Source organism: Methylosinus sporium, from assembly GCF_003113265.1.
Lineage (GTDB): Bacteria > Pseudomonadota > Alphaproteobacteria > Rhizobiales > Beijerinckiaceae > Methylosinus > Methylosinus sporium.
On the sequence record NZ_PUIV01000001.1, the window covers coordinates 91,581 to 115,014 of the forward strand.

General features: G+C 63.6%; 22 protein-coding genes and 1 pseudogene. 6 read left to right on the plus strand and 17 right to left on the minus strand.

Annotated features, from left to right (window positions below; genetic code table 11):
- Positions 1-34: 34 nt before the first annotated feature.
- From C5689_RS00400 to C5689_RS00440, 9 genes are all read right to left on the minus strand, one after another.
- Complete coding sequence (locus C5689_RS00400) at positions 35-673, minus strand: hypothetical protein (RefSeq protein WP_146188288.1); 639 nt, start codon at positions 671-673, stop codon at positions 35-37.
- Positions 670-2,871 carry a GumC family protein gene (locus C5689_RS00405; protein ID WP_158271719.1) on the minus strand — a complete coding sequence of 734 codons (2,202 nt, stop codon included), beginning with the start codon at positions 2,869-2,871 and terminating at the stop codon, positions 670-672. The genes C5689_RS00400 and C5689_RS00405 overlap by 4 nt, the downstream gene beginning before the upstream one ends.
- A 45-nt stretch (positions 2,872-2,916) precedes the next feature.
- A complete protein-coding gene (locus tag C5689_RS00410; RefSeq protein WP_108915301.1) occupies positions 2,917-4,326 on the minus strand; it encodes an O-antigen ligase family protein in 1,410 nt (469 codons plus the stop codon).
- A gap of 136 nt (positions 4,327-4,462) precedes the next feature.
- Positions 4,463-4,957 (minus strand): hypothetical protein, encoded by a 495-nt coding sequence (locus C5689_RS00415; protein ID WP_108915302.1) that lies wholly within the window; start codon positions 4,955-4,957, stop codon positions 4,463-4,465.
- Positions 4,958-4,982: 25 nt separating this feature from the next.
- Entirely contained in the window at positions 4,983-6,347 is a 1,365-nt protein-coding gene (locus tag C5689_RS00420; protein WP_158271720.1) for an outer membrane beta-barrel protein, read from the minus strand.
- Positions 6,348-6,422: 75 nt separating this feature from the next.
- Positions 6,423-6,989, minus strand: a complete 567-nt coding sequence (locus C5689_RS00425; RefSeq protein WP_108915587.1) for a polysaccharide biosynthesis/export family protein — start codon at positions 6,987-6,989, stop codon at positions 6,423-6,425.
- 478 nt (positions 6,990-7,467) lie between these two features.
- Positions 7,468-8,193, minus strand: coding sequence for a 7-cyano-7-deazaguanine synthase QueC (gene queC / locus C5689_RS00430; RefSeq protein ID WP_108915588.1), 726 nt, complete (start codon positions 8,191-8,193; stop codon positions 7,468-7,470).
- Positions 8,194-8,217: 24 nt separating this feature from the next.
- Positions 8,218-8,586: a DUF4180 domain-containing protein gene (locus C5689_RS00435; protein ID WP_108915304.1), complete on the minus strand. Its 369-nt coding sequence runs from the start codon at positions 8,584-8,586 to the stop codon at positions 8,218-8,220.
- An 80-nt stretch (positions 8,587-8,666) separates the two neighbouring features.
- Positions 8,667-10,223 (minus strand): sensor histidine kinase, encoded by a 1,557-nt coding sequence (locus C5689_RS00440; protein ID WP_108915305.1) that lies wholly within the window; start codon positions 10,221-10,223, stop codon positions 8,667-8,669.
- Between the two features lie 212 nt (positions 10,224-10,435).
- Between C5689_RS00440 and C5689_RS00445 the strand changes: the two genes are divergently transcribed.
- Positions 10,436-11,080, plus strand: coding sequence for a uracil-DNA glycosylase family protein (locus C5689_RS00445; protein WP_108915306.1), 645 nt, complete (start codon positions 10,436-10,438; stop codon positions 11,078-11,080).
- Here the strand turns inward: C5689_RS00445 and C5689_RS00450 are convergent.
- Positions 11,075-11,617, minus strand: a complete 543-nt coding sequence (locus C5689_RS00450) for a P-loop NTPase family protein (protein WP_108915307.1) — start codon at positions 11,615-11,617, stop codon at positions 11,075-11,077. The two genes, C5689_RS00445 and C5689_RS00450, sit on opposite strands and share 6 nt — an antisense overlap.
- Positions 11,618-11,747: 130 nt before the next feature.
- Here C5689_RS00450 and C5689_RS00455 point away from each other — a divergent pair, with 130 nt between their 5' ends.
- Entirely contained in the window at positions 11,748-12,404 is a 657-nt protein-coding gene (locus C5689_RS00455) for a DsbA family protein (RefSeq protein WP_108915308.1), read from the plus strand.
- A 25-nt stretch (positions 12,405-12,429) separates the two neighbouring features.
- Here the strand turns inward: C5689_RS00455 and C5689_RS00460 are convergent, their stop codons facing one another.
- Positions 12,430-13,083 carry a response regulator gene (locus C5689_RS00460; RefSeq protein ID WP_108915309.1) on the minus strand — a complete coding sequence of 218 codons (654 nt, stop codon included), beginning with the start codon at positions 13,081-13,083 and terminating at the stop codon, positions 12,430-12,432.
- Positions 13,080-14,483, minus strand: a complete 1,404-nt coding sequence (locus C5689_RS00465; RefSeq protein WP_108915589.1) for a sensor histidine kinase — start codon at positions 14,481-14,483, stop codon at positions 13,080-13,082. The genes C5689_RS00460 and C5689_RS00465 overlap by 4 nt, the downstream gene beginning before the upstream one ends.
- A gap of 206 nt (positions 14,484-14,689) precedes the next feature.
- Here C5689_RS00465 and C5689_RS00470 point away from each other — a divergent pair, with 206 nt between their 5' ends.
- Positions 14,690-15,202 (plus strand): hypothetical protein, encoded by a 513-nt coding sequence (locus C5689_RS00470; protein WP_108915310.1) that lies wholly within the window; start codon positions 14,690-14,692, stop codon positions 15,200-15,202.
- A 46-nt stretch (positions 15,203-15,248) separates the two neighbouring features.
- Here the strand turns inward: C5689_RS00470 and C5689_RS00475 are convergent, their stop codons facing one another.
- From C5689_RS00475 to C5689_RS00485, 3 genes are all read right to left on the minus strand, one after another.
- Positions 15,249-16,877: a CTP synthase gene (locus tag C5689_RS00475; RefSeq protein WP_108915311.1), complete on the minus strand. Its 1,629-nt coding sequence runs from the start codon at positions 16,875-16,877 to the stop codon at positions 15,249-15,251.
- A 122-nt stretch (positions 16,878-16,999) separates the two neighbouring features.
- Complete coding sequence (gene secG, locus C5689_RS00480) at positions 17,000-17,536, minus strand: preprotein translocase subunit SecG (protein WP_108915312.1); 537 nt, start codon at positions 17,534-17,536, stop codon at positions 17,000-17,002.
- 116 nt (positions 17,537-17,652) lie between these two features.
- A complete protein-coding gene (locus C5689_RS00485) occupies positions 17,653-18,120 on the minus strand; it encodes a hypothetical protein (protein ID WP_108915313.1) in 468 nt (155 codons plus the stop codon).
- A gap of 233 nt (positions 18,121-18,353) precedes the next feature.
- On the opposite strand from C5689_RS00485, the gene leuB reads away from it, so the two are divergent.
- Positions 18,354-19,466, plus strand: a complete 1,113-nt coding sequence (leuB, locus tag C5689_RS00495; RefSeq protein ID WP_108915315.1) for a 3-isopropylmalate dehydrogenase — start codon at positions 18,354-18,356, stop codon at positions 19,464-19,466.
- 131 nt (positions 19,467-19,597) lie between these two features.
- Entirely contained in the window at positions 19,598-19,822 is a 225-nt protein-coding gene (locus C5689_RS18305) for a lysozyme inhibitor LprI family protein (protein ID WP_108915316.1), read from the plus strand.
- A gap of 14 nt (positions 19,823-19,836) precedes the next feature.
- Here C5689_RS18305 and C5689_RS00505 read toward each other — a convergent pair whose 3' ends face one another.
- On the minus strand, positions 19,837-21,213 hold the full coding sequence (locus tag C5689_RS00505; RefSeq protein ID WP_108915317.1) for a multicopper oxidase family protein: 1,377 nt from the start codon (positions 21,211-21,213) through the stop codon (positions 19,837-19,839).
- 20 nt (positions 21,214-21,233) lie between these two features.
- On the minus strand, positions 21,234-22,595 hold the full coding sequence (locus C5689_RS00510) for a TolC family protein (protein ID WP_244594515.1): 1,362 nt from the start codon (positions 22,593-22,595) through the stop codon (positions 21,234-21,236).
- A 699-nt stretch (positions 22,596-23,294) separates the two neighbouring features.
- Between C5689_RS00510 and C5689_RS18725 the strand changes: the two are divergent.
- Positions 23,295-23,393: pseudogene (locus C5689_RS18725) on the plus strand (DUF2905 family protein); the annotation flags it as partial.
- Positions 23,394-23,434: the final 41 nt, after the last annotated feature.

Consider the following 23,434-nt stretch of genomic DNA (forward strand, 5'->3'; position numbering starts at 1 on the left):
GTTCTCGAACGAGGCGGGATCCGCGTCTTCGGCGTCAATGCGCGCGACGCACTTCGACGCCGAGCTCCGCCGCTATCGCCGCGCCCTGTTTTCCTGTGAGAAGCAGCGCGGCGCTCAAATCCTCTCGCGTGTCGCTCTTTGCCAGCGCGAGAGACGCGCGCAGCGCGACGCGCCGCGGCGCGCCGATCCACCACCAGCCGCCCGTCAGGTCGCCGATGAGCGCGCTGCGGCTCGCGGGCGGAAGAACAGGCCAGAGCGGCAGAGCGAAAACCGCGCGCTCGGCCATCAGTCGCGCCTCATGGGGCGCGCTCAAATAGGACATGGCGAGCGCGCTGAGAATTTTTTCGTTCGAGGCCCCGAGTTCGAGCCGAGCGGCGGCGAGTCCGAGCCATGCGTTGCTGTTCAGGGGCGTCGCGAGGAGAAGCGCGGTGAATTGCTCCGCGCGGCGCGCCGCGTCGCCCGTCTTATCGAGCTCGACGCTCTTGGCGCGCGCCAGATAGCCGACCATGGGATCATTCGAGAACGGCGTGAGCTCTTCGCCCACCTCGTCGGCGTTCAGCGTCGCTTCCGCGACCGCGTAACGCAGCAGGCGAGCCGATTGCGATATCGTGAGCAGGCACAAAACGACGCCCGTCAGCGATGTGCAGACGTGCGGCGTTCTCCGGCGTATCATTCCGTGTAATACTGATTGTAGTCGCGGACGCCGTAATAATAGGAATAGGCGTGCTTCCCGTATTTCTGCGCCTGAGCGTCGATCACCTGATTGAAAACGATTCCGGCGACCTTGCTGTGTCCGCCAAATCGATCGACCGAATGCGCGACCATCTCGCGCACGGTGGAAGCCCAGCGGACGATATAGACGACCTTGTCGACGATCCGAGAGACGATCAAAGGATCGATGACCGGCCCGATCGGCGGACTGTCGATGATGACGAGATCGAACTTCTCTCTAAAGGCCGCAATTAGAGCCTTCATCCTTTCAGAAGCGAGCAAATCGGAGGGATTTTGGGCTTTCCTCCCCGCAGGCAGGCCCCAAATTCGCAATTTGTCGTCATAGATCAGCACGGACTGCAGCTCGGCGTCGCCCAAGAGATAGTCGACCAGTCCCGATTTTTTCTCCGCCTTCAAGGAATGAGACACGGAAGGTTGGCGCAGGTCGCCGTCGATCAGCAGCACTTTGACGCCGGACTGAGCCGCCGAGGCCGCAAATCCCAATGCCAAAGTCGATTTGCCTTCCTTCGGGATGGTCGATGTGAATTGGAGAACCTTCGGCGGATGGTCGACATCGCACATTTGAACGGCGCCGCGAAGGGAGCGAAACGCTTCGTTGAAACGCGACAACGGCTTGACTGCCAAATATTCGGGGATGCTCAGAGCCGAGCCGTCCACGATGAGCTCGCGCGCATCTATCTTCGAAAATGAAGCGAGCAAAGGCAGCGCGAGCGCGTCCTCCACCTCGCGGGGAGTCATGAAGCCGTTGCTGAGCTTCTCGAGCGCAAAAGCCCCTACGCCGCCTATCGCCAAGCCTCCGGCGAGCGCTCCCAACAATATGAGCATCTTTTTAGGATAGGAGGGGCCCCCCGGCGGCATCGCCGGCGTTATCACCCGGGCATCGCGCGCTTCGAAAGTAGACTGCTCTTGCGTGATCTTGGCGCGCTGCAGGAAATCCTCGAACATGCTCTTATTCACGGCGGCAGTGCGCTCGAGCTCGCGCAGCGTTATCGCATTGGTCGCGTCGAGATCGGTCTGTCCCGTGGCCTCCCGCAGCGTTCGCTCCACGGCGTCCTGCCGCGCCTTCGCAAATTCGAAGTCGTTGCGGATATTCGCTGCGACGCGTTGAATTTCTGCGGCGACGCTCCGCCGAACATCGGCGATCTGGGCGCGCAGATTGACGACGGCCGGGTGATTGCCGCTATAGCGGGCGAGCAGATCCGCCTCCTGCCGCGAAAGGTCGGCCAGCTGCTTTCGGAGATCCCCCAGCGAGCCGGAGTTCGCGACATCCGGGAGGCCGGCGATATTGTCGCCGCGTGCTTCGATCTTATGCAAAATATCGAGCCGCGCCTTTTTCTCGGCGGTTTCCGACCTCGCCCCGACCAGCCGCGCATTCAACTGCCCGAGTTGCTCCTGGCTGAGAGACGTATACGACGTCGCGCCGGACAGGTTGTTCTCCGCACGAAATCGCGCAACAGCCTCCTCTGATGCGCGCAACTGTTGCCGCAGCTCCGCAATTCGATCTGCGAGCCATGCGGAAGCGCGTTGCGCCGCGTCGAAGCGAGCGTCGAGCTTGTCCACGACATAGGCGTCGGCGACTGCATTGGCGAGTCGAGCGGCCTTTGCGGGATCGGGCGATGTGAAGGCGATCGTCAGCACCAATCCCTCGCCTTGCGCGCGGGTCACCGCGAGCGACCTTTTCACCGCCTCTACCGCCCGATGGAGACGAGCCGCGCTGGCGATCGCATCATCGCTCGCTCGGCCCGCCGCCTTCTGTTCCGGCGGCGAAAAAAGCGCCCGAATCGACGCGAGCGCGCCGGTGCCGACGACCGCGTCGACGCCGAATTCCGGATCGCCGACGAGATGCTCCTTCTCGACCACGCGCCGCAACAAGGCTGTCGAGCGAATAATCGAAATCTGACTTTCCAGGGCGAATTGATCATAGGCCATTTCGGTCAGAAACGCTTCCTGTCCCGCGATCTTTTCCTTGCGTGGATCGAGCAGCATCTGCGCGCTCGCGGTGTAGAGAGGCGTCTGCCGCGCAACGTAGACGGCGGCCGCGAGCACGACGAAGGCGGCGACGCTGGCGATGAATTTCCAGCGACGCCAAAGAAAGTTGACGACGTCGCGAAAATCGAGCCCGCTGGTCTCTTCGGCCATGGCGGACGCCCGCGGCATGTTGTGCGTGTCTAGCACGGCGCCCTCTCATCTTCGGTCATCGTCGAAGCTCCGTGTCGTTCGATTTGCAATCGTATGGCGGGAGCTCTCCGATTGAGCGACGCCGATTCCGAGAATTGCCGAATAGGTCAAAGCGATCGCGTCGATCTGAATGCTGAAATCGACGAGCGCGTGACTCCAGACGAGCAGAGACGCACATGCCGCGACGAGCGCCGGCGTCTCGTTTCGTCGTCGCCCTATCGCGCCGGCGAAACACTTACCGACCAGCAGGGCCGTCGCTCCTATGCACGCCGATCCGAATATCAGCCCTAAGCCCTGCCATGTTTCGAGATATGTCTGATGCGCCTTGTCCCACACCTCGAAGGCGCTGATCGAACGATCGCGATACATGGGAAAGGCGTCGACGAAAGCTCCGTAGCCGAGGCCCAGAATCGGATTATCGAAAATCGAGCGAACGACCATGGAGTAGACGGACAATCTATTCGTATCGAAAATTCCGCCGGACGATATGCGCCCGACGACGAGATCGCCATAGAAGAAAAATCCGGCGACGAGCACGAACGTCATCAGAATGATCGCCTCGATCGGCGCATTGCGACGTCGGCGACTTCTCGCAGCCGCGAGGATCGGAAAAGCGATGAATGCGAGGAGCGTCGAGATCACGCCTCCGCGCGAGCCGGAACCGAGAAGCGCGACCAGGCTGAGCAGCCCGCCCCCGAGGATGCGCCATGCATCGCGTCCCGTCGCTTCGATCAGTCTGGTGAGGCGATAGGTCCAGACCTCCGTGAGGTCTCGCGCAGAGCGCCCGAGCGAGTTCAGGAACAGCCCGCATGTGACGATCAGCCCGAGGCCTGCATAGGTGGCGAAATTGTTGCGATTGACGAAAGTTGATCGGACCGAAAAGCCGCCGTCTGAAACGCCGAAAAATGGAATCGCGCCTCCGAAGAAAGCGGAAAGAACGATTCCATAAGCGGAATAGGCCGCGACTATCGAGGCTATGGCGTTCAACAGTCCTTGCGCGCGCTCCTCATTGCGGCCGATTTGCAGGGAGAGCCAAAAAACGCTGCCGATCGTGACCAGACGTAAGGTCGAGATCATGCCGAGGCCGGGATTCACGGAGATGGTTCCGGCGACCGCCCGCCCCAGAGCGTCGGACGTCATAGCCCATATCGGATGCGCGAGCGACGGAGCGAGCGCGGGCGAGGACTGAATGATCGCCCAGCATAGAGCTGCGCCGAAAAGAGCGACAGAGACGCCGACCCGTCCGATCGCGATCGGATGACGGCGTCCCGTCGAGAGCAGATAGCCCTCGTAAATGAGCATGAGCGAAGGAAAGAAGACGCCGTTCACACTCCATGGCGGCAAGCGATTGCCGCCGAGCCAGAACGGCGCCCATGCGAGTCCGGCTGCGAGAGCGATCGCGAGACCGGTTTCCACCGGCTCTGCTGTCCGAGCGGCGTCGCCTCGAAGGCGATCCTCCGGCGCTTTTACGCCGATCCGAGTGATTTGCGATGTCTCGGGCGGATCGCTCAGATCGATTGCTCCATGGCGCCGCTGGTCCGAAACGAAGCGCTCAATTCGGGCTGACGTTCGGCGGAACCACGAGCCCCCCGCCGCCGCCGCTGGACGAAAATCCGCCCTCGCTCAAAAATTGCGATGCCGAGTTCGCCGAACCATCCGCATTTTGCTGCGCGGAGACCGCCGCCAACACTGCGGCCAAAGTCTTGTTCGCGAGTCGAAGCGCCTGCCGTACCTGCGCCGCGCCTTCTCGGTTGCTTTGATCCAGATCCCTCAGCGCCTGCAAAATTCCGAGAGCGATCGCCCCCGCTTGTTCTGCGTTCGCCTTATTGCCGGCCATAACCACGAGGTCCGCGGTCGCGGGATCATTCAGAAGAGCGCTTTTCACCTCGGCGGTGAGCGCCTCGCCCCCTTGGGGATATGTCGACAATAGACCAGCGATCGACGACGCCGTCGTCGATTCGGTCACATCTCGAGGCTGGCCGAAGGTTTCGGCGGAGACGCAAACGAGCAGCGCCGCAGACAATAGCGACAGCACGATATTTTTCATTTTGCGCTCCCATTCGCGCCGAATGTCAATAACGATACGTCAATCCCGCCGTGACGAGGTTCTGAGCATAGCCATTCGGAGCGAATGGGTTCAGCAGCGGCCAAGCGTTCGAGCCGCCATAACCCATAGCCCGTGTGAATTGATAGTCGAACGTCAGGCTCAAATTGCGCCAGAAATCGTAATTCAGATGCGCGCCCGCCGTCCAATTGAGGTTGAAGCCGCCGCCGTTCCACCACCCGTCGTTCAACCAGCGACTTTCGCCATAGCCGCCGCGCAGGCTCGCCGACCAATAGGGCGACAGCGCATACTCGGCCTGAGCCCGCGCCTGCCATGTTTTGCTCCCGGCGCCGGAGCCGATCTGCAGGCCGAAGAAATTGCCCGGCGCGCCCGATCCGATCGATTGATCGACGGACGTCGTCAAGGTCAAATAAGGAGTCGGACGATAGATCAGCCGAGCGCCGAATGTCGGACTCGAGATCGCCGCGCCTGTCGCGACAGTGATTTGCTGGCTGTACCCACCGAAAATTTCGCCGCGGAGCAGTCCGTTCGGATCGGAACCGAGACCGCCGATCACGCGATAGCCATTCGAATCCGACGTGGAAATTCGATAGCGGTTGATAACGGCGCCAGGCTCCGCAAAGGCATAGATCGATGGCGTCACCCAATAGCCGCCACGCAGCGATGCGACGTAGCTCGTCCCGGCCTGCCCGCGATTTTGGTTACCCGTGCTCGACGAGTCCCATGGGCGGCTATCGTAGAAGATGTAATTGATTCCCGTCGCCCCCCCGAGGAACCAATGTCCAAAACTCTTTTGCACGGAAATCGAGCCATTGAACTGGTTGGCGTATTGTTGCTGACTAGAGATCGTGCTGGCGTTTGGAATGACCGCCGACGAAAACAGGCCGAAGCTCGAGCCGAACAAACCGTTCTGACGCGTGTAGGAGCCGGTCACTTGCACGGTCAAATCCGGGAACGGTTTCCATAGGTGCCGCGCTCCCGCGCTCGCCGTCACATTCGTCGGCGAGGCATAGCCCGCCAGAGCGCCGGAACCGGGATAGATTTGCGCATCCGCGGAAAGAAGCAGCGCGGTGCTATGCAGACCATTGTCCAGAGAGCCTTGAACAGCGGGACGCAGGCGGACGCCCCAAGCGGACTTCCGGTCGATCGGCGTCGCATAGATATTGTCGTTGAAGACCGCGCCCGCGAAAAAGTTCGGATAGAACATCCATCCCGCGATCGGAATTCCCTGCTCGGGATCGGGGCCGCTCGCTCCGCCGACAGTCGCGACGGCCTCGTCCGCCGCAGCGCTTCGATCGAGCGCGAGCGCCATCGACGCGCTTGCGGCGCCGATGAGAATGGCGAGGAATTTCGGTCTCGAGAGCCTCGGCATGATAACCTGACTTAGGCGGCCCCTCGAAAATCGAAAGGCGAATGGACGCCGGCCGCGGCGCGCCATCCGGTCGGCTCAAAAATAGCGTTCCGGCATACGAATGAGGTCCCCCGGCAGCACGGGAATCGTCGGCGAGAGCGGATATTCCCTGAACCCGGCGTCGCCTATGTGCTGAATGAGAATGTTCGAGCGACTGGCCCGATAGGTCGACCCGCCGGCCAGAGCGATCGCGCTCAGCACATTGAGCCCGCTCTTGAACGGATATTCGCCGGGCTTGCTGACCTCACCGAGGATGTAGAACGGTCGAAAGCTCGCTACGTCGACGGTGACTTTCGGATTGCGCAGATATTCGCCGCGAAATTTCTTCGCGAGCTCTTGTTCGAGCTGCGGCTTGCTGAGACCCGCCGCCTTGATCGTGCCGGCGAGAGGCAAGGAGACATAGCCCGCAGGGTCGATCTCATATTCCCCGGAGAGACGATCCTCGCCGAAGACATTGATTTTGATCTTTTCGCCGGGATTCAGATTCGGCGACGTCGTGGCGGCGGATCGGATCAGCGCCTCACGATCTTCCTCCGACACGGGACCGAGATTCGTCCCTCCATCGCAACCCGTGAGCGCGAGGCAGACGAGAAGAATACGCATTCTGCATTTTGTCGTCAGCGACGCCAAAGTCTGCCCCTCGGGTCGAATGTGCAAAAAGAAACGGCGCGCATCATGCGGCGCTGCGCTCGAACAATGATCACTCGAAACGATATTTGCTTCGGCGCCTGTTTCCACGCTACCGCACTTCGGGTGAGCAATCACTCTGCCCGCCCCCGATCAGGCCACACGCGCCTGATCCAAGTGTCGAGCGGATATACCGCGGCGAGCGTCGGCCGAGCTATCCGGTCATGTTCGTACGGCCAGCGGGGTTCCGTCACAAATCATTATTGCAGGCCGGTTTCTGCTATGATCGCGGATCGTTGTCGCGTCGCAAATTTTTTTGCGAATCCCCGAGCCTGCGGGAATTGACGGAGGGCTCGCCTTCGCCGCGCAGCGCGCGCGACGACATAGAGGCGGCGGCCGGTCTGCGTTTAGAGCGCCGCCGATTCGCGGCGAATAGCGGAGGACGAGACGAGCTTCATTGCTCTCGAGCGGCGCGATATTTCTCCCAGCCGGCGGCGCGCAGGCGACAGGCGGGACATTCGCCGCAGCCATGGCCCCAGTCGAAGCGCGTGCCGCGCTCGCCGAGATAGCAGGTGTGGCTCTCCTCGACGATGAGCCGCACCAAGGGCTCGCCGCCCAATTCCTCGGCGAGCTTCCAGGTCGCGGCCTTGTCGATCCACATCAGCGGAGTGAGAATCTCGAGCGGGCGATCCATGCCGAGCGAAAGCGCCGTCTGCGTCGCGCGGATCGTCGCGTCGCGGCAATCGGGATAGCCGGAATAATCGGTCTCGCACATGCCGCCGACGAGCTGGCCGATCCCGCGCCGATAGGCGAGCGCCGCGGCGAAGGTGAGAAAGAGAATGTTGCGTCCGGGCACGAAAGTATTGGGCAGGCTCGAGGCGTCGAAGGCGATCTCCGCCTCGCGCGTCAACGCCGTGTCGGAGATGGCGCCGAGCGCTTCTATCGTGATGGTGTGATCCTCGCCGAGCCGCTCGGCCCAGAGCAGGGAGATGCGCGCGAGCCCCTCGCGAATTTTCCCACGCTGCTCGAGCTCGACGCGATGGCGCTGGCCATAATCGAAGCCGATGGTCTCGACGCGCGCGAAGCGCGACAGAGCGAAGGCGAGGCAGGTGGCGGAATCCTGGCCGCCGGAGAAGAGGACGAGAGCGGAGTCGCTCGTCGATGGAGAAGGCGTCGTCATCGACATCTTGCCTCTTTGATTACGTCACGGCTCGCCAAGCTTGCGCGCGAGCGCTTCCAGATCGTCGACGAACCATAGGGCTCGCCCCCGATTGGCTTCATAAACGAAATCACGCAGAGAGCGGCTTTCGCTCACATGCGCCGATATGTCCCCTACGATCGCCAAGCGAAGCTCGTAGTTGACGAACTTCTGGATCGTTTCTCCCGCGAGGCGCGTCTCGAGACGAAAAAAGTCGTCGGCGAGGCGGGCGACCGGAATGGCGACCATGCTCGCCCGATGCTCCCAGGCCGCGCTCAGAAAATCGGTCGCGTCGCGCTCGGCCTCGAGCTTCGCGCCGTCGGCGCAGCAGACGAGTGTGCGAACCCCGTGAAAATCCTGCGCGCAATCTGTCATATCGCTCCCTCCGCCGGCGCGGATGAGGGACTATTCTAACTGAAATCGCCTCGGGCGTCCGCCGCCGCGCAACCCCCCTCTCACGCCGCCGCATTCCGCCTGCGCTCGGCGCTCGCGTAATGCTGCGCCTCTTCCTCTTCCTCGAATTTCGGCAGCGCGTTCATCACGCGCTCCGGCGGGAAGACGACGATCGCCTCCGTGCCCTCGCGCACTCTGGACTTCAGCTTGAACAGACCGCCATGCAGATCGACGAGGCCTTTGACGATCGGCAGGCCGAGGCCGGTGCCCTCCTCCGCATTCTTCTGGGCCAGCGTGCCGCGGCCGAAGGAGGACATGACGACAGCGATCTCTTCTTCTGGAATGCCCGGCCCGGTGTCGCGGATCGCCACATATTGGCCGCCGGCGCTGGTCCAGCCGATCTTGAGCGTCACCTGCCCGCCCTGCGGCGTGAATTTGATGGCGTTGGTCAGGAGATTGAGCACGATCTGCCGCACCGCGCGCTCGTCGGCCCAAATGCGCGGGAGGTCGGGCTCCTTGGCCTCGATCATCTCTATGCCGCGCTTTTGCGCGCGAATGGTCAGCAAATGGCGGCAATCCTCGACGACGCCGGCCAGCGAGACGCTCTCCTCCTTGAGCTCGTAGCGGCCCGCCTCGACGCGCGAGAGATCGAGAATCTCGTTGATGAGCATCAAGAGATGCTGGCCGCTCGAGTGAATGTCATTGGAGTAATCCTTATAGGCCGCCACCGCATGGACGCCGAACAATTCGTTCTTCAGCACCTCCGAGAAGCCCAGTATGGCGTTGAGCGGCGTGCGCAGCTCATGGCTCATGGTGGCGAGGAAGCGCGATTTGGCGAGATTGGCCTCCTCCGCGCGGCGACGCGCCTCGTCGGAATTGGCCTTGGCCTGCTCCAGCTCGCCGATGAGATCGTCCTTCTCGATGCGAAAGAACAGGCCCTCGCGCGTCACATGATGAACGCGCTTGGCCAGCACGACGAAAAACACCTGCGCCGCGCCGACCAGCGCCAGCAGCGACAGGCTGGTGTCCTCCATTCCGTCTATGCGCAGGCAGGCGACGATGGCGAGCGAAATGGGCGTGATCGTCGCATAGACGGCGAAAGGTATGGTCGCCGTGACCATAGTGTTGAACGCCGCCGCCAGCATCAGCATAGCCGTCACGAAAGCCTTGGCGTTGGGGTCTTTCGCCTGTAGCAGCAGCAGAGCCATCGCCGCCCAGACGAGGCCGTGCAAAAATTCCGCGGCGACGAACTTGCTGCGCCAGCCGACCACATTGATCTCGTCGTCCAAGAGACGCTCGAGCTTCTTGGCGAGGCCGTAGCACAGCAGCAGGCTCGAAAAGGCGAGCACGGTCCAAATGATGACGAGCTCACCCTCCATCCAATAGCGGGTCAGCGCCGCCACCATGGCGATCAGCGCCGTGGCCGGCACGGCGGAATGAATGCGCGCGGAGGCGTAGGCGCGCAGCAGGCCGACGTCGCAGCCTCTATGACCCGTGTCCGAAGAAGTGAGCCGCTCGCGCGCTTGACGCACTTTGGCGCTGCGGCGGCGACGCTCTGCGAGCGCACGGGGGTCCTTGCCCCGGCCGCGCTCGATCATCTCGGCGGTTATGTCATTCATGATACGCTGGGACCCGAAAGCAACGGCGACTCGAAGCATTCCATCGACGGCCCCAGACGGGAAACGTCGTCACGACCCTTTCCAGAAGCCGAAATAAATCTCTGCAATCTAGGCGTCAGGTCGAGCGTCGCCGATAATGGGACGGAAACGTTAACGGGGGACTCACGACATTTGTCGAATTCGATGGATTATCCGCCCGAGCGAGCGCTGAATTGAGCTTTTCCACCGCAAACAAATCCGCTCTCGCCACGCTCGTCTCGGGCGTCGGCGCCTGCCGCATTTGCGTCGAGCGGCCGCAAGGCGCGCCTTTGCCGCATGAGCCGCGGCCGGTGCTGCGCGTCTCGCCACGAGCCAGGCTGCTGATCGCCGGCCAGGCGCCCGGAATGCGCGTGCATCGTTCCGGCCTTCCCTTCGATGATCCGTCCGGCGACCGGCTGCGCGACTGGATGGGCGTCGATCGCGAGACTTTCTACGACGTCTCCCGCGTCGGCGTCGCCGCCATGAGCTTCTGCTTTCCGGGCTATGACGCCCATGGCGGCGATCTGCCGCCCCGCCGCGAATGCGCGCCGCTCTGGCATGACGCGCTGTTTGCGGCTCTGCCGCAGGTGGAGACGATACTGGCCGTCGGCAAATATGCGCAGGCCTATCATCTACGCCGGCTCGGCGTGGCGCTGCGGGCGGGTGCGAGCGTCGCCGAAACGGTCGGCCGCTGGCGGGAATTTTCGGCGCTTTCGCCGAAGGTCGTTCCGCTGCCGCATCCCTCCTGGCGCAACACGGGCTGGCTGAAACGCCATCCCTGGTTCGCGGAGGAGCTTTTGCCGGCGGTGCGGGCGGAGGTAGCGCGCCTCGTCCTATAGAGCTTCGACCGCCGACAGGACCGCGCGCGCCAGAGCCTCGACCGGTTGCGAAGAATCGAGGCGCAGAATCGGAGCCGTCCGGGAGCCGAGCCACCTCTCGTGCGCGACGCGACTGCGTCGATCCACGCCGGCCGTATCATAGGCGGCGGCCCAGGCGAAGAATGCCGCGCTCGCCTTCGCCATGTCGCCGCCGGGCTCGATGCGCGCGCCGTAGCGTTCAAGCTCGCGCCGGCGCAGCCGATCCATCCGAATCGCGGGGTCGAGCCGAAGAAAGACGATCAGCTCGTAAAAAGGCTCGATTGGCGCCGCCCAGCCGATCGCCGAGCCGGAAAACACCCAATTTCCCGTCGCTGGCGTGAGCTCCTGCAGCAGAGCGAACCGTTCCGACAGAGGCCGCGGCGCGACGAAGGGTGGATCGGTCGGCGCCCAATAGAGCCGGTCCGAGTCTATGTGCGGAACGCACAACAGATCGGCGATCCTGGCGCCGAGCGTCGAGACGCCGGATCCGGACGCGCCGAATATGTGAATTCGCGGCATTGTCCGTTCTCCCCTCTGTGCGCGGCGATCCTTGTCCTGTCGACGGCGCCGGAAACCTCGCGCTCGGCCGATTCCCCGCGAGGCGAAAATGCTCTATGGTCCGCCCGTTTCGCGACCCTATGGAGCGGCCATGCAAAGCTTCGACCTTCGTTTCACCCGTCGCGCCGCGCTCGCCGCGGCGGCTTCCGCCGTCCTCGGCCTCTCTGCGCCCGCCTTCGCCGACAAGGCGCCGAGCGGCAAAGTCCCGGTCGAGGAGCTGATGGCGCCCAATGCTCTGCCGGATATCGTCGAGGGCAAGGCCGACGCGCCCGTCACCATCGTCGAATACGCCTCCATGACCTGCAGCCATTGCGCGGCCTTCCACAAGGACGTCTATCCGACGCTGAAGAAGAATTTCATCGACACCGGCAAGGCGAAGTTCATTCTGCGCGAGTTCCCGCTCGATCCGCTCGCGACGGCGGCCTTCATGCTGGCCCGCAACGCCGGCGAAAAGCGCGACGCGGTCGTCGATCTGCTCTTCGCCCAGCAGAAGAACTGGGCCTTTGTCGACAAGCCGCTCGACGGCCTCGCCAATGTGCTGAAGCAGACCGGTCTCGGCCAGGAGAAATTCGAGGCGACGCTCAAGGATCAGCAGCTCTACGAGAATGTGAGCAAGGTGCGCGACCGCGCGGCGGAGAAATTCGGCATCAATTCGACGCCGACCTTCTTCATCAACGGCGAACGCTACAGCGGCGAGATTCCCGCGGCCGACTTCGACAAGATTCTGTCCGAGAAGGCGAAGTCGTAAAGCCCCGCGCGAGGCTCGCGACTTCTCACACCGACCTCTCGGCGCCGACCAGGCCGGCGCCGATGGCGAGCCAGACGAGATGCGCGTCGGTGCGGGCGCCCATCTTGGATTTGATCTGATAGTGATAATTCTGCACCGTCTTGGCGCTGAGATTGAGCGCGCGCGCGATCTCGTCGGTCGTGCGGCCGGAGGCGACGAGACGGAGAATCTCCGTCTCGCGCGGGCCGAGATCGTCGAGCGGGGAACGGCCCTCGGCGAGGCGCTCCGCCGCTATCTCCCGCGCAATGTCGTCGCCGAGCGCGCGGCCCCCGCGGGCGACCGTCTCCACCGCGCGCACCAGCTCCACCGCCTCGCCGCCCTTGGTGACGAAGCCGCTGGCGCCGGCCTCGAAAGCCTTGAGCGCATAGGCCGCGGCGTCATGCATGGTGACGACGAGAATCCGCGCTTTCTTGTCCCATTGGCGGATATGGCGCACCGCCTCCAGCCCGCCGGCGCCCCCGGCGAGCTGCAAATCCATCACCACGACATCGGGCGAAAATTTGCGATAGGCCTCATAGGCCGTCGCGGCGCTGTCGGCCTCGCCGACGACGCGAAAGCCCGGCTGACGCTCCAGCAATCGGCGATACCCCTCGCGCACGATCGGATGATCGTCGACGAGCAGGACCGAGACGCCGCTCACGCCGCGCGCCCGAATGCGCTGGCCGCCGCGTTGGAATTGGCCGGCGCCAGCGGAATGCGCGCCGCGACGCAGACGCCGTGCGCGGCGCGATCGATGGAGAGGCTGCCGCCGAAGGCGGAGACGCGCTCGCGCATTCCGAGCAGGCCATGGCCGGCGGAAAAATCGATGCGCGTCGGATCGCCCTCGCCGTCGTCCTCCACAGTGAGCGCGACGAAACCGTCATTGGAGGCGAGCCGCTCCACGCGCAAGAAAACCTCGCTCGGCCGGCCGTGGCGCATGGCGTTGGTGAGGCATTCCTGCGCGATGCGGAAGACGCTGGTGGAGACCGCGGGCGGCACGCCGGCGAGATCGCCCATCAGATCGAGATGCACGACCGCGCGGGGCGCCGTCTGCGCGTTCCAACCGGCGACGAGCTGAACGAGGCAGGCCTCGAGGCCCAGCTCATCGAGATCCTGCGAGCGCAGCCGCGCCAGCGCCTCGCGCAGAGTCATCGTCATGCGCCGCGCCACCTTGCCGATGGAGCGGGCGTCGGCGGCGAGATCGGGCCGGTCGGACGCCCCCGCCTCTATCGCCGCGGCGAAGGCGCTGGTCGCCGTCAGACATTGGCCGAATTCGTCATGGAGATCGCGCGCGAGAGCGCGGCGCTCCTCCTCCTGCACCTCGAACAGCCGCTTGGTCAGCGCGACGCGCTCCGCCGTCGTCTGCGCCAATCGCTCGGCGAGATCATTGGCGGCGCGGGCGATGAGGCCGAACTCTCCGCTGGTGAAGGATTTGATGCGATGGCGATAATTGCCGTTCTCGAGCCGGCGCAGGCCGTCGACGATCGTCTGAGTCGGCGCCAGCGCATGGAAGATGGCGAGCGCCGCCAGCAGGCAGACGCCGACCGCCATGGAGGCGGCGACGCCGGCTACGATGGAGATTTCACGCCATGCCTGCCGCACCGCGGCTCCCTGATCGGCGCGCGCAACCACCGCGCCCGTCTCCGGCTGGCGCACGGTGAGCGGCCGCGACACCGGCGCCGGCGCGCCGAACAGAAGCTCGAAAGCACGGGCGAACCACTGCGGCGCCTCGGCGCCGACGCCGTCCATCTGGCTGCACAAGACGCGCGGCTCCTCCGTCCCCGGCGCGAAAGTGATGCAGACGCCCGGCGAGACGAGCTTCACCGTCGAAAGCGACTCCCAATTGGGAATGGGCAGAATATTGTCGCGGCGAAGACTGCCGCGCCAGAGAATCTCCCGCCAGAAGAGATGCTCGAGCTCATGAGCGACGCGCTCGGCCGAGGCCTGCGTCTCCGCGCGAATGGAGCGATTGGCGTCGTCCATCACCCAGCCGATGGCGAGCGCGAGGCAAAAGCCCACAATGGCGACGAGGCGCATGATGAGGCGAATGATCAATTGCATCGGGCTTCGCTCCGGCTTGTCTCCCAGCATCGCCGAGTAAAGCAGGAATCGCCTTCACCGCCAATGCGATCCGCAGGAAGCGCCGCGCTCGCCGGGAAATATCGGGCAAAATGCCCGGCGCAGAACGGTCCCTGCGCTCTTCTTCGGCGCGTGCGCCGCGCGCGACGGTCGCGCCCTCCCCGACCAGGGGCTTTGGAGATTCGACGATGAAACCGCTTTCGATCCGGGCGCGCCTGCCGTCGCGCAATGCTTTTATACTCGCCTTCGCGACCTTGCTGCTGGGCATGGCGCTCGCCATCGCCTGGGTCTTGGGCGTCACTTTGTTCTACCCCGACGGCGAGCTGGCGCGGGCGATCCACCGACGCGACGATCTTATCCGCGCCCATATCGATTATCTGATGATGGCCCAGTTCGTGTTCGTCTTCGGGCTGCTGTTCCGCCAATACGCCATACGGCCGCCGATCTGGATGATCGCCTCAATCTGCTTCGGAACATTCAATAATCCGCTCTCCTTCGCGCTACGGGCGCTGAGGCCGAAGATCGATCCGGCGACGCTGCCGCCGGTCGAGCCGCATTTTCCGCTGATCGCGGGCGTGAGCTTCACTCTGACGACAGTGGGATTTCTGACGGCCGCCTTCCTCGCCGTTCGCGCGGCGTGGCGGGCCGGCGACGCGGCGGCGGCGCCGACGGTCGCTCGGAGCCTCGAGCGAGCCGAGTAACTCCGAGCGCGAAGCGAGCCTTAGAGGCTCGCTCTCGCTTATGCCGTCACACCAGCCGGCTCTGCGCCTTGGCCGCCTCGATGAAGCTGGCGAAGAGCGGATGCGGCTCGAAGGGCCGCGACTTCAGCTCCGGGTGATATTGCACGCCGATGAACCAGGGATGGTCGGGAATCTCGACCGTCTCCGGCAGCACGCCATCCGGCGAGGAACCGGCGAAGGAGAGGCCGTGCGCCTCCAGCCGCTCGCGATAGGCGTCGTTCACCTCATAGCGATGGCGATGGCGCTCGGAGATGTCGCAGCGGCCATAAATGGCGGCGATGCGCGAGCCGGGCTTCAAATGGGCTGGATAGGCGCCGAGGCGCATGGTGCCGCCGAGATCGCCGCTCGCCGAGCGCTGCTCCAGCGCATTGCCGCGCAGCCATTCGGTCATCAGGCCGACGACGGGCTCCTCGCAGGGGCCGAATTCAGTCGAATTGGCCTTCTCTATCCCGGCGAGGGCGCGCGCCGCCTCTATGACCGCCATCTGCATTCCAAAGCAGATGCCGAAATAGGGGACCTTGCGCTCGCGGGCGAAGCGGGCCGCGAGAATCTTGCCCTCGGCGCCGCGCTGGCCGAAGCCGCCGGGCACGAGAATGCCGTTCACATGCTCGAGATGCGCCGCCGGATCGGAGCTCTCGAACACTTCCGATTCGATCCAGTCGAGATGGACCTTCACGCGATTGGCGATGCCGCCATGCGCCAGAGCCTCGATGAGGCTCTTATAGGCGTCCTTCATGCCCGTATATTTGCCGACGACGGCGATCGTCACCTCGCCTTCGGGATTGTTGACGCGCTGTGTCACCGCATTCCAGCGGCTCATATCCGGCTTGGGCGCCGGGTCTATGCCGAAGGCGGCGAGCACCTGGGCGTCGAGCCCGGCCGCGTGATAGGCGCGCGGCACGTCATAGATATGGGCGGCGTCGCGCGCCTCGATCACGGCGCTCTCGCGGACGTTGCAGAAGAGGCCGAGCTTGCGGCGCTCCTCGCGCGGAATCTCGCGATCGGTCCGGCAGAGCAGAATATCCGGCTGAATGCCGATGGAGCGCAGTTCCTTCACCGAATGCTGCGTCGGCTTGGTCTTCAGCTCGCCGGCGCTGGGGATGAAGGGCAGCAGCGTCAGATGGATATAGACGCAATGCTTCTCCGGCAGCTCATTGCCGAGCTGGCGGATCGCCTCGAAGAAGGGCTGGCCCTCTATGTCGCCGACCGTGCCGCCGATCTCGATCAGCACGAAATCGACATGATCATTGCCCTCGAGGGCGAAGTCCTTGATCGCGTTTGTGACGTGAGGAATGACCTGGATCGTCGCGCCGAGATAGTCGCCGCGCCGCTCCTTGGCGATGATGTCCTGATAGATGCGCCCGGTCGTCACATTGTCTTGGCGACAAGCGGGACGGCCGGTGAAGCGCTCGTAATGGCCGAGATCGAGATCGGTCTCGGCGCCGTCGTCGGTCACGAAGACCTCGCCGTGCTGGTACGGGCTCATCGTGCCAGGATCGACGTTGAGATAGGGATCGAGCTTGCGCAGTCGCACGGTGTAGCCGCGCGCCTGTAGCAGCGCTCCGAGCACCGCAGACGCCAAGCCCTTGCCGAGTGAGGAGACCACACCGCCGGTGATGAAGATGTACCGCGCCATGGGGTCTTACGCTTATCGCCTCGGGATCGATTCGGAAAAGGTTTTTTCGTCGGCCGGCGGGAATTCCACCGGCGCGTTCTCGCGTCGAAGCTGCGAAGGGCGGCCCTGCGGCCGCCCGCGCCTCACTTCTCCTCGGCCGGAGCCTTGTCGGAACCCTCGGGAGCCTTGATCTCGGGAGCCGCGGCCTCGGGCGATTTGGAGCCTTCCGCGGCCGGCGGAGTCGCCGGAGCGGTCTCGACCGGAGCGGCAGGCGGCTCGGCGGCAGGCGGCGTCACGCCCTGGCGCTGCTGCTGGGCGCGCTGCAGCTGATCGAAAATGCTTTCCTTCTTCTCCGCCGGAGCGGGAGCAGAAGCGCCGGGAGCAGAAGAGCCCGGAGCCGGCGCGCCGGCCGGCGGCAGTTCCTTGAATTCCAGCTTGGCGGGATCGAAACCCTCGGGACCGCGCTCCCAGGCCGGAAGGACAGTGAGGGCGATGCTGGTCAAAAAGAAGACGGCGCCGAGAATGCCGGTCGCGCGCGTGATCGCATTGGCTTGGCCGCGGCCCGTGAACAGGCCGCCGCCGCCGATGCCGAGCGCGCCGCCCTCCGACTTCTGATAGAGAATCAGAACGACGAGAGCGACCACCACCATCAGGTGGATGACGATGATAACCTGCTGCATGAACCGCTGTCTCCCGGCGCTTCGGTTCCGCCCGCCCCGCGGCCCGCGCATATTCTGTCGCGGGCCTTCTACACCAATTTCACGGGCCTAGGGAAGGGGCCGCCGCCGGGGCGGGGTCAATAGACGTTGCCGTCCTGACCCTTCCAACCCTTCGGGCTCTCGTCGAAGCGGGTCTCGTCGTTGAAGTCGATCTTGGCGCCGGGCTCTATATATTGCCGGTCCTTGATCTCCTGATTGGAGACCGTGGTCGAATAATATTTGCTCGCCGAGCAGCCGGCCTTGACTGCGCCGGCCTCGTCCGGCTTGCAGTCGAGATTGGCGCCCTTGGGGAATTCCGCCGAGCCGGTGAAGTAGAATTCGACGGCATGGTGGCCGGCGCCCTCGACGTCCAGCCGCCAGAAGCGCGACACGTCGAACTTCACCACTTTCGCGTCCGGATCGAATTTCTTCTTCAGCCGGTTCTCGAACACCGAGCGGGCGTTGTCGGCGGTCGGCTCGCAGGAGAAGAGGCAAAAGGCCTCGGCGCGGCCGGCGGTGAGCGCGGCCACGAGCAGAGCGGCCGCCACGATCTTCGATGTCGACATGAAACGCGTCTCCTCTTTTCGTTTTTTCCTTCGCTCCCGCCGATTGGGGATCGGCGCGAAGCGGGGCTCCTTATGGGGCTCGGAACGCAGGCTGCACGGCCGTCGCGATCCCGGCAAGCCGGCCGCCTCGGACAGATTGTCGCATCACGATGGATTTCTCCGCGATGTTGCCTTGCGACGGCGCGCGCCTTATTGACGGCGCAACCCCGCGAACCAGAGATAGAGAGGATTTCATGGCCGCCTACAAGCTCCTTCTCCTGCCGGGCGACGGCATCGGCCCGGAAATCATGGCCGAGGCCGAAAAGCTCATTTCTTTCCTGAGCCGGGCGGGCGTCGCCTCTTTCGAGACGGAGAAGGGCCTCGTCGGCGGCTCCGCCTATGACGCCCATGGACAGGCGATCAGCGAATCCGACATGGCTCTCGCCAAAAGCGCCGACGCCGTGCTGCTGGCCGCCGTCGGCGGGCCGAAATGGGACGGCGTGCCTTACGAGGTGCGCCCCGAGGCCGGCCTCTTGCGCCTGCGCAAGGATCTCGCCCTCTTCGCCAATCTGCGCCCCGCCATCTGCTATCCGGCGCTGGTCGACGCCTCCTCGCTGAAGCCCGATCTCGTCGACGGCCTCGACATTATGATCGTCCGCGAATTGACCGGCGGCGTCTATTTCGGCGAGCCCAAGGAGATCACCGATCTCGGCAATGGCCAGAAGCGCGGCGTCGACACGCAGGTCTATGAGACCTATGAGATCGAGCGCATCGCCCGCATCGCCTTCGAGCTCGCCCGCAAGCGCTCCAACAAGGTCACATCGTCCGAGAAGGCGAATGTGATGAAGTCCGGCCTGTTGTGGCGCGAGGTGGTGACCGCCCTGCACGCGCGCGAATATTCCGACGTGCAGCTCGAGCATATGCTCGCCGACGCGCTCGGAATGCAGCTGGTGCGCCGGCCCAAGCAGTTCGACGTGATCGTCACCGACAATCTCTTCGGCGATCTTCTGTCGGACGTCGCCTCCATGCTGACCGGCTCGCTCGGAATGCTGCCCTCCGCCTCGCTCGGCGGCGAAGACGCCGCCACGGGCAAGCGCAAGGCGCTCTACGAGCCCTGTCACGGCTCCGCGCCGGACATTGCCGGCAAGGCGCTCGCCAATCCGATCGCCATGATCGGCTCTTTGGTGATGGCGCTGCGCTATTCCTTCGGCCTGATCCCGGTCGCCGACGCGATCGACAAGGCGATCGCCGATGTGCTGGCCGCCGGCCTGCGCACCGCCGATATCGCCGGGCCGAACGACAAGCCCGTCTCGACGAGCCAGATGGGCGACGCGATTCTGGCCGAGCTGAAGAAGACGCTGGGGTGAGACGATCGCGAGAAGGAACGCGCCTCGGCGCGTTCCATTGCGGTCCGACTTTTTGCGCCCTGGCGTGCGGTAATTAACGACAATTGCTCGCTCGAAGTAATTTGACTTGCGAAATCGAAAGAGGGCGCCGAATGCGAGGGCGTAGCGTACATCTCGACATCGCCTGCTCCACCGTTACCGTTGCGGCGATTCTATCGATTGCGTTCGGCGCGGCCTCTCACGCCGAAACCGCAGCCAATTCTACGCCGCCGCGCGCCGGTTCGTGCTGGGACGGGGCCATATCACAGCGCGATATGACCGACTGCGCGATGAACGACTTTCGCGCCGCCGACGAGAAGCTGAACAAATCAGTCTAACAATTTTCCTCTGTTCAATGATGCTCATGGTAGCCGTGGCCGGAGGGCCTCGGCGCAGGGCTTTTCGAGCTCTTCATTCCTTCGTGCCGCGACGCCTCTGCCGGTCGACCCTCGACGTCGTGAGCCACGGTTCCTTCCGGAAACTTGTACGGACCCGGGTCTTTGTAATCATTGCGCGCCAGCCCCTCTCGGATTTTCATGAGCGTGAACATGCCGCCCATTTCGATGGGCCCGAATTGGCCCGTTCCGGTCATCATGGGAAGCGCATTATCCGGCCCCGGCATGTGCATCGACGCCATGTCGCCCATACCGGACGAGCCCATGGGCATGTAATCCGGAACCAGCTTGGCAATCGCTTTGGCAACTCTGGGGCTCTGCTTTGCTCCGATGAACGTTCTCAAGTCATGGCCCATGGCGTTCATCGTGTGATGCGACTTGTGACAATGCAAAGCCCAGTCGCCCGGATTGTCTGCGACGAGCTCGAAAGCGCGAATCGTTCCGACGGGGACGTCGACGGTCGCTTCGGGCAATTGCGCCGATCGAGGAATCCAGCCCCCATCCGTGCCGGTGACGTAAAAATGGTGGCCATGCAGATGAATCGGATGATTTGTCATGCTGAGATTGCCCATCCGCACGCGCACGCGATCGTTCAAGCGCACGACGAGCGGATCGATGCCGGGAAAGACGCGATTGTTGAATGTCCACATATTGAAGTTCGTCATCTCCACGACCTTCGGCACATAGGTCCCGGGATCGACGTCATAGGTGGCCAGCATGAAGACGAAATCTCGATCGACTCTATGCTGCTCGGGATCGCGCGGATGGACGACGATCATTCCCATCAAGCCCATCGCCATCTGCACCATTTCGTCCGAATGCGTGTGGTACATGAAGGTCCCGCTCGTCTTCAGCTCGAATTCATAGACGAAGGTCTTGCCCGACGGAATGTGAGGCTGCGTGACGCCGGCCACGCCGTCCATGCCGTTCGGCAACAAAATTCCATGCCAATGGACCGAGGTCGGCTCCGGCAGCTTGTTCGTCACGAAAATGCGGACCTTGTCGCCTTCGACCGCCTCTATGGTCGGACCCGGCGATTGACCGTTATAGCCCCAAAGATGCACTTTCATCCCGGGCGCAAACTCGCGCACGACCGCTTCCGCGACGAGATGGAACTCTTTGACGTCTTCCTTCATGCGCCATGGCAGGCTCCACCCGTTCAACGTCACGACGGGATGAAATTCGGGACCATTCGAGGGAAGCAGCGGAGGTTGCGTCTCCGCGCTCGTCGCATAATGCGCCTCCGGAATGCTCGCCGCCTGCGCACGGCCGCTCAGGGCGGCGACGCTCGCAAATCCAGCCGCGGCGCCGATGAAGTTCCTTCGAGACATCATTGTCTGTCTTCCCTCATGCGTCACTGGCCGATAGCATCCATCCGCGATACGGGCGCCTCTTCGACTCGCGTTTCGACGCCGCCGATGACCGCGGCCCGAAGATCGGCATTGGCGAGCCAGAAATCCCGTTTGGCCTCGATCGCCGCGATATTCGCCATTATCCTCTGGCGCACCTCGGCGAGCAGCGGGAAGACGTCGATCAGCATCGCATTGTAGCGCCGCAGGCTCTCATCCATGATGATTTTGCGCAGCGGCAAAATCTCGCGCTGATAATGATTCGCTATGTCCCACGCGGAGCGATAGGTCTGGTAAGCGAGACGGGCTTCCGACCGAACCTCGACCGCTTTTGCGGCGAGGCGGTTGAACGCCTGCAAAAAATTCTGCTCCGCCTCGCGCGTGCGCGCCTCGCCAAAGTCGAAAATCGGAATTTCGATCGTGGCGCCTGGGCCAAAAACCCTGAATCGAACACGCTCGGTGTCGATCGTACCGTCGCTCGAAACTCTGGTGACGATTTCACGAGTGTCCTTGTAGATGCCGGACAATTGGAAGACATTGACGAAGCGGGTGGCTTCGACGAGCCCGTACGACTTTGCGAGCGCGTCGAGCTCTGTGCCCGCCACGAAAAGATCGGGGCGGCGCGCCACCGCTTCCTGCTCGACCATGGGCATGTTGTTTGGACGAGAGGGCGGCGCCGGCAGAGCCGCGGGCAGCCTGAAATCGAGATCGGCGCCCCACAGGCCCAGCGACCGGATCAGCTGTTCGCGCTCCGCGATCGAGCGCTGGCGAGCCTTCGCGAGCTGGGCGGTAAGATCGGCGTAGAAGACTTGCTCGCGCGCCTGATCGAGCTTGTTCATCGCGCCGGTTTCGCCCAAGGCTCTGGCGAGCTGCGCGGCCGATTCGGCCGTCGAATTTGCTTTGGTGAGAAAAGCGACGAGCTCCTGCGCCGCGACGGCGCGATAATAGTCTTTGCGCGCTCGGGTCGCGAGCCGGAGCGTTTCCTCGGCGGCGCGCAGCTGCGCCTGATGAAATCGATCTGCAGCGATTTCCGCCCGCGCCGGCAAAGTCGCCAATGCGAGAATATCGGCGGCGATGATCGCCTCGAGCTCCAATTTCAACGGTCCGGCGATCCGCGAAATGGAAAAGCTCGGGTTTGGCGGAAGGATCGCTTTCACCATCGCCGCTTCCGCGGAGCCCAGCGCATTATACTCCGCTTGGAGGCCGCGATTGTCGAGCAGGGCGATTTGCACCGCGGAGTCGGCCGTCAGCGCTCGCGAGAGCAGATGCTCGACACGAGCCCGAGCGGATGCGGCGTCCTCCGGCGTGCGAATCGCCAGCACGTCCTTCTCGAGCCGGCTACCGGCGACGTCCGCGACAATGCTCATGCCGCCGTCGTCTGAAAAGCCGACACAAGCGGAAAGCGTCATGGCAGAGAGCAGCGCCGCGCCGGCTCGAAGCCTCAGACCACTGTTCCGCCACCGTCGCAGCGTCGATAGAGAGCATGGGAGCCGTTTCAATGCTCATGCTCCGAACCGCCGTGATGCGCTCGCTCCGATGATCGGGCCAGTTGCGCATTTTGCTCTTTCCAGGAGCCCGGCTGGATCGGCCGTTGGCTGACATACGAACCGACCGTAGATCGATAATATGTAGCGGGCGCAGGCGCTCCGGCGTCGAACGGTTCAGGGGCGACGAGCGGCAGTGGAATTGGCGCGCAGCCATGCGCTGCTCCAACGATCAACGAAGCAGGGCCGAGTTTCCCGAGGATGTAGATAAAGAATAAATTCTGTCGCTTCGGCTCAGCGGCGGAAGCTCGTGCGCGCGACGACATTGAGAGACCTCGGTCGCAGGGGATTCTTACGCCAGCCACCGAATCACAACGAAAAACGCTAACTCGCTCGAGCAGGGAAAAGCTATTGGTCGCTTCACGAACCCTTCGGGCGGCGCGTCGGCAAGCGCGCGCTGAAGAACAGTGTCATGCGGGGCATGGCGACCGCTCGTTCGTCGAAATCTTCTTTTTCGTTCCTCGTCGGGCTGGCGCGATTCGTCGCTAAGCGGTTCGCCCTCGGCCGCCACCCGGCGACCAAGCTGTCGAATGCGGCGATTTCCGCCCCTATATTCCCCTTACGACGTCGCTGATCGTCAGCGTGGCGCTCAGCGTCATGTTCTGGTTTTTCAGTCGGTGAAGTCTGCGCATTCTAAGTCGTAGCGGCGATTTAGGGGTTCT